Origin of the sequence: Mycobacterium sp. (assembly GCF_032162105.1) — a bacterium.
Lineage (GTDB): Bacteria > Actinomycetota > Actinomycetes > Mycobacteriales > Mycobacteriaceae > Mycobacterium.
The window spans coordinates 1-6,433 of sequence record NZ_JAVRPS010000238.1; the positions used below are offsets into that span (position 1 = coordinate 1).

General features: G+C 67.1%; 9 protein-coding genes. 1 reads left to right on the forward strand and 8 read right to left on the reverse strand.

From position 1 onward, the window contains the following. On the forward strand, positions 1-419 hold a 419-nt coding region (locus QOC69_RS11910), incomplete at its 5' end, for a TetR family transcriptional regulator (protein ID WP_526439625.1). Here QOC69_RS11910 and QOC69_RS11915 read toward each other — a convergent pair. The 8 genes from QOC69_RS11915 to QOC69_RS11950 form a co-directional block, all read right to left on the reverse strand. Next, positions 420-608 (reverse strand): helix-turn-helix domain-containing protein, encoded by a 189-nt coding sequence (locus QOC69_RS11915; RefSeq protein ID WP_526439627.1) that lies wholly within the window; start codon positions 606-608, stop codon positions 420-422. A gap of 121 nt (positions 609-729) precedes the next feature. Next, positions 730-2,358, reverse strand: coding sequence for an ABC-F family ATP-binding cassette domain-containing protein (locus QOC69_RS11920; RefSeq protein WP_526439629.1), 1,629 nt, complete (start codon positions 2,356-2,358; stop codon positions 730-732). Between the two features lie 35 nt (positions 2,359-2,393). Then, entirely contained in the window at positions 2,394-3,230 is an 837-nt protein-coding gene (locus QOC69_RS11925) for an enoyl-CoA hydratase (RefSeq protein ID WP_526439631.1), read from the reverse strand. A 33-nt stretch (positions 3,231-3,263) separates the two neighbouring features. Beyond that, positions 3,264-3,629, reverse strand: a complete 366-nt coding sequence (gene trxA, locus QOC69_RS11930; protein ID WP_526439633.1) for a thioredoxin — start codon at positions 3,627-3,629, stop codon at positions 3,264-3,266. A gap of 45 nt (positions 3,630-3,674) precedes the next feature. Next, on the reverse strand, positions 3,675-4,763 hold the full coding sequence (locus QOC69_RS11935; RefSeq protein WP_526439635.1) for an NADH:flavin oxidoreductase: 1,089 nt from the start codon (positions 4,761-4,763) through the stop codon (positions 3,675-3,677). A 61-nt stretch (positions 4,764-4,824) separates the two neighbouring features. Beyond that, positions 4,825-5,442 (reverse strand): hypothetical protein, encoded by a 618-nt coding sequence (locus QOC69_RS11940; RefSeq protein WP_526439637.1) that lies wholly within the window; start codon positions 5,440-5,442, stop codon positions 4,825-4,827. 33 nt (positions 5,443-5,475) lie between these two features. Beyond that, a complete protein-coding gene (locus QOC69_RS11945) occupies positions 5,476-6,054 on the reverse strand; it encodes a hypothetical protein (protein ID WP_526439639.1) in 579 nt (192 codons plus the stop codon). 112 nt (positions 6,055-6,166) lie between these two features. Then, on the reverse strand, positions 6,167-6,433 hold a 267-nt coding region (locus QOC69_RS11950; protein WP_526439641.1), incomplete at its 5' end, for a metal-sulfur cluster assembly factor.

Below are 6,433 nucleotides of genomic sequence, written 5' to 3' on the forward strand. Positions count from 1 at the left end.
TTCACCACTTCAAGGACAAGGACACCCTGTTCTTCGAGCTGGCCCACGAGGACGACGAGCGGATGGCCGACGTGGCGTCGCGCGAAGGCCTGATCCAGGTGATGCGGGACCTGCTGGCCGCGCCCGATCAGCACGACTGGCTGGCCACCCGGCTGGAGATCGCGCGCAAACTCCGCAACGACCCGGCGTTTCACCGCGGTTGGTCCGAGCGATCGGCCGAGTTGTCGGCAGCCACCACCGAGCGCCTCCGCCAGCAGAAGCAGGCCGGTCGACTACGAGAGGACGTTCCCGGCGCGGTCCTGCAGACCTATCTGGATCTCGTCTTGGACGGCTTGGTGGCTCGGCTGGCATCCGGTGACGACCCCGAAAACCTCAGTGCCGTACTCGACCTCGTCGAGGCGTCGGTGCGCCAGCAGTAGCTAGCGCCGGTTGCGGTGATTGGGCCCGCCGCGGCTGCGCATGGTGGTACCCGACTCGCGCAGCATGCTGTGCACGGAGCCGTATGAACGTCCCGTCGTCGCCACCAACGACCTGATACTGGCGCCGCTTTCATACGCGCTGCGCAATTCGGTGAGCATCTGATCCCGAGATTTGTTCAAATCCTGCATTGAGCATCTCCCCACTTTCCGCTTCCCGACGTGTAACCAGTACAACCGTCAATTACCCAGGTTGGGATTCGTTCAATCCGGGTGAAGCGAATTCGCAGGCGGCGCCGAGGTTGGTGCGGCGTCAGGCCAATTCGATGAGGTCGCGGTATTCGTCGGACCAGTAGTCCTCTGTGCCATCGGGAAGCAGCACGACGCGCTGCGGATCCAGCGCCTCGGCGGCGCCAGGGTCGTGGGTCACCAACACCACCGCGCCGTGGTAGCTGCGCAGCGCATCGAGAACCTGCTCACGGGACGCGGGGTCCAGGTTGTTGGTGGGCTCGTCGAGCAGCAGCACGTTCGCCGTCGACGCCACCAGACCGGCCAGCGCCAGCCGGGTCTTCTCACCACCGGACAGCGTGCCCGCAGGCTGATCGAGCTGTGGGCCGGTGAACATGAAGGCCCCCAGCAGGCTGCGCAGATCCTGTTCCCCGGTGTCCGGTGCGGCGTGCCGGATGTTCTCCCACACCGAGGCCATTCCGTCGATGGTGTCGTGCTCCTGCGCGAAGTAGCCGAGCTTCAGCCCATGGCCGGGCTCGATCGCTCCTGCGTCGGCCACCTCGACGCCCGCGAGGATGCGCAACAGCGTGGTCTTGCCCGCACCGTTGAGGCCGAGTACGACGACGCGCGACCCCTTGTCGATGGCCAGGTCGACGCCGGTGAAGATCTCTAGCGAACCGTAGGTCTTGGTGAGCCCCTTGCCCACAAGTGGGGTGCGACCGCACACCGCGGGGGTGGGAAACCTGATCTTGGCGACCTTGTCGGCCACCCGTTCATCGTCGAGTTCAGCGATCATCCGCTCGGCGCGCCGCAGCATGTTCTGTGCCGCAACGGCTTTGGTTGCCTTCGCGCCCATCTTGGCCGCCTGCGTGCGCAGAGCGGAGGCCTTCTTCTCGGCGTTGGCACGCTCGCGGCGCCGACGCTGTTCGTCAGTGGCACGGGCGTCGAGGTACTTCTGCCAGCCCATGTTGTACACGTCGGCCTCACCACGCACGGCGTCGAGGAACCACACCCGATTCACCACGTCGGCGAGCAGTTCGACGTTGTGGCTGATGACTACCAGACCACCGGTGTGATTCTGCAGGAAGCTGCGCAGCCAACCGATGGAGTCCGCGTCGAGGTGGTTGGTCGGCTCGTCGAGCAGGAGCGTGGTGTCCGATCCCGAGCCGGTGTCGGAGGCAGCGAACAGGATGCGGCTCAGTTCAACCCGGCGTCGCTGGCCGCCCGACAGCGTCCGCAGGGGCTGCGTCAGAACCCGTTCCGGCAGACCGAGACTCGCGCAGATCCGGCCAGCCTCGCTCTCCGCGGCGTACCCGCCGAGCGCAGAGAACCGCTCCTCGAGCTCACCGTAACGGCGGACGGCCTTGTCGCGGGCGGCATCGTCGGCCACCTCGGCCATGATCGCCTGCTGCTTCTCCAGGTCTGCAAGCAGCGTGTCGAGCCCGCGGGCCGAGAGCACCCGATCCCGGGCCAGCATGTCGAGGTCACCCTCTCTGGGATCCTGTGGCAGGTAGCCGATCTCGCCCGTCCGCTCGATGGTGCCTGCGTAGGGCTCACCCTCGCCCGCGAGGATCCGCATGGTGGTGGTCTTGCCAGCACCGTTGCGCCCCACCAGGCCGATCCGGTCACCGGGCTGGATCCGCAGTGCGGCGCCCTCAACGGACAGCAGCGTGCGCGCGCCGGCGCGGACCTCCAGGTCCGTTGCGGTGATCACGCTGCTTCTCCCTCGTTGGTTTCTTGTTGGTCGATTTACTTGTCGTCGGTGAAGACCGCGGGCCGCTTCTCGGCGCGCGCGGCAACCGCTTCCTCGAAGTTGGCGGTGAGTAGGCGCACGAAGAGCTGACCCAGGCCCTCTGCCTGCATATGGGCCTCCAGGCTACCGGCGTCCAGTCCACTCCATAGCGTGCGCTTGGTCAACTCGATACCCGGCCGCGAGAACTTCGCGATCCCCTCGGCCACCTGGTAACAGGTGTCGAGCAGTTCCTCGTCGGGCACCGTGCGCGACACCAGACCGATCCGCTCGGCCTCCTGCGCGTCGATGTCGCGGCCCGTCAGCATCACCTCGAAGGCCCGCGACGTCCCGATCGCCTTTGGCAGCAGATAGGACAGGCCGAGCTCGCTGGCCGTCAGCCCGTTGTTGATGCCCGCCGCCCGGAAGTACGCACCCGCCGCCGCGATGCGGATGTCCGCGGCCAGGGCCAGGCACAACCCGCCGCCGATGGCCGCTCCGTTCACGGCGGCGATGACGGGCTGGTGCATCTTGCGCAACGACAGGATCACGTCGTCGAGCACCTCCATCGACCGCAACGCGAACGTGGGCCTGGTCAGGCCGTCGATGTGCGGGACCGAACCGGCCGACTTGTGGTCAGCCCCTGACGAGAATCCACGTCCGGCACCGGTGAGCACCACCACACGGATGTCGTTGTCGTAGGTCAGCTCGTCGAGGACCTTCTTCAGCGGCACCATGACGTCGAACGCCATCGAATTCATCCGCTCGGGACGGTTCAACGTGACCAACGCCACGTTCGGCCGCGGGTAATCGACGAGGACTAGAGAATCCTGGGAGTTCTGCTCGCTCACGACCATGCACGCTATCGCGTGCCGCGGGTGCGGCCGGCGTTACTGCTGCTCGGCGCCTGCCTGCTCGGCGATCACGGCGTCGATGTCGAACTCCTTGATCTTGTCGATGACGTCCTCGAGCTGGTCGGCGGGCAGCATTCCGGAGTGCCGGAAGACCATATGGCCCTTCTTGAACGCCATCAGCGTCGGGATCGCCTGAATCTCGGCTGCCGCCGCGAGACCCTGTTCCGCCTCGGTGTCCACCTTGGCGTGCACGACGTCGGGGTGTTTCTCCGACGACGCGGCGAAGGTCGGCGCGAACGCTTTACACGGCCCGCACCAGGACGCCCAGAAATCCACCAACACGATCTCGTTGTCGGTGACGGTCTCGTTGAACTTTTCGGCGGTGATGTCTTGCGTGCTCACTATTCTCCAAACGTTGCGGTTAACCTGCTTGTTCCCAACATGTGGTCAACTCAACCGGGCCAGCGCAGTCTCGGCGTCGTACCCATTGAACCCATCGAGGGAATCATCGCGCAGCCTGTTCACCCACGTTGGGTCGGCGAGCAATGCCCGTCCGATGGCGGCGACGTCGAACTCGCCGGACCCGTACTGGTCGAGCAGTCGGTCGACCGGCGCAGGCGGGATGCGGCCGCCGGCCCGGCCCGGCGTGAACTCGGTTTCAAGGCCCACCGAGCCGACCGCGATCACCGGTACTCCGGTGACCTTCTTGGTCCACCCCGACAGGCTGAGTTCGGGGTCGGCGTCCGGGAAGGCCGGGTTGTAGTGCCTGCGGGTGGACGGGTGGAAGACGTCGACGCCCGCGTCCACCAGCGGCGCCAGCAGTTCCTGCAATTCGGTGGGATCGCCTGCGATCGCCGCGGTGTAGTCGGTCTGCTTCCACTGTGAGAACCGGAAGATGATCGGGTAATCCGGCCCGATGGCGGCGCGCACGGCGGCGATCACCTCGGCAGGGAACCGGGTGCGGCCGGCAAGCTCGCCGCCGTACCCGTCGGTGCGCAAATTCGTCTTCGCCCAAAGGAATTCGTCGAGCAGGTACCCGTGTGCGCCGTGCAGTTCGACGGCGTCGAAGCCGACGTCGCGGGCGTTGCGAGCGGCCTGGGCGTACGCGTCGGCCACACCAGCCAGCTCATCGGTGCGCAGCGCCCGCCCGCTGGGCTGGCCCGCGCTGTTCACCCCAGACGGGCTCACGGGGCTGACCCCGTCGGCATCCCCACGTTGGGCGCCCTGATGCCACAACTGCGCGGCGATCGCGCCGCCGTGCCGGTGCACGCCTGCGGTCACTGCGCGCCACCCGGCCAGCACGTCGTCGCCGGCCATGGTGGGGATGCTGGCCGGCCAGCCGGCTTCGGGCTGCGCCAACCTGATCCCCTCGGTGACGATCAGCCCGACGCCGCCCGCGGCGCGGCGCGCGTAGTACTCGGCGACGTCGGCGCCCGGTATCCCGCCGGGCGAGGCGCGGCGCGTCATCGGCGCCATCGCGAAGCGGTTGCGGATCGTCAAGGACCGCACCGTCAAGGGCTCGAACAGTTCGGTCACGCGTTCGTCGTAGGCCACGAATTGGTCTAACGCCTTCCCGCAGGGTTCGATTCCGCGGCGTTCAGCCGAGGTTCTCGACCGCCTTTTGGTAGAAGGCGATGACGTCGGCGGCGATCTGGTCGACGTCGTGGGCCGGATCCAGCGGCAGTAGCGCGCCGAACGGCGCATTCCAGAACGGTCCGGTGCGGGCCGTCCACGGCCCGACGTAGGCGTATGGGGTGTCGTGGTAGGAGTCGCCTGCGGATACCCCGTAGTTGACCTCGTCGTCGGTGACCGCGACGTCGAAGTGCTCCGGCCACAGCACCGGATGCGATTCCGGCAGAACCTGCTTCAGGGCGTACCCACCCGCGTACAGACTGCGATGGATCAGCTCGGCGGCGGCAGGATCGATGTCGAGCACGGCGTCGGCGGCCAATGGGTCGACGATCTCGTAGGTGCCCTCCGGCGGCCCGTAGTCGACACCCGCGGCTGCTGCGAGTGCGCCGGGGCTACCGGCCAGCGGCGCACTGCCGTCCTGCCACGTGAAGTCGGTTCCGTGCACGGCGAGCGGAAGTGACACGCCGACGAAGCCATCCGGCCGCACCGCGAGACGGATGGTGCCCGCGGCACGGTACTGCGGACCGGCGATCAGGCTCTCGGCGATGCCGCGCACCTGTCGACGGGTCGCAACGTATTCCATGGCTCCTCCACGGTCGTTTCAAACCAAACCAGGCTACGGATTGTCGGCCTCGATGGCCTGGTGCCGATCCAGAATGTGCGCTGCGATGGCTGCCGCACGATCCGCATTGGTCAGCAGCCGGTCCTGTCGCTTCGGCCACCAGAACAACTCGACCAGGAGCGCCACCAGATAGATGCCCGATGCGACGGCGTTGCCCCAAGAGCCGAACACGGTGTCCCACACCGCCGAGCCCAAGGCGACGATCAGGACTAGCCAGAGCAACCACCGAAACCGGTGAGCCCCTTCCGCGGCCGCGTGCAGGCCGTTGGTGTAGTCGATGACCGCCTGCGCAAGGCCGACGTCGGCGATCCGCTCGCCACGGCGGGCGGCACGCACGGCGGCCACCCGGTCCGCGCCGCGCAGTTGCTTCGCGGCCGGCCAATGTCTCGCCATCCGACGAGGCATCCAGATGCCGAACAAGGTGCCAAGGATGACGAACACGACGACGCCGCCAAGGAGCATCCCCGAATCGAGCCAGGCCAAGATGCCGAGGCAGAGGCCGACGGTACCGCCGATCAGCAGCGCCCGACGAAGGTGACCGCCTCGCCACACGAAGGCCGGAATCGTGACCACGGCTTGATTGTGCTCGATCGATCCGGCGCGCAGTCGAGATTGCCCTCAGGGTCGTGATCGCGCGCCGCGGAATCTACCGCCGTGGGTGCAATCTCGACGGTAGCGCCGACCGCTAGACGGTGAAGCCCAGTGCCCGCAGTTGCTCGCGGCCGTCCTCGGTGATCTTGTCGGGGCCCCACGGCGGGTTCCACACCCAGTTGATCTTGATATCGGTGACCAGACCGGCGCCGACCAGGGCCGTCCGCGACTGGTCCTCGATGACGTCGGTCAGCGGGCAGGCCGCCGAGGTCAGCGTCATGTCGATCAGCGCGATGTCACCGGTCTCGCCCTTCTCGATGTTCAGCCCGTAGACCAAACCGAGATCGACGACGTTGATCCC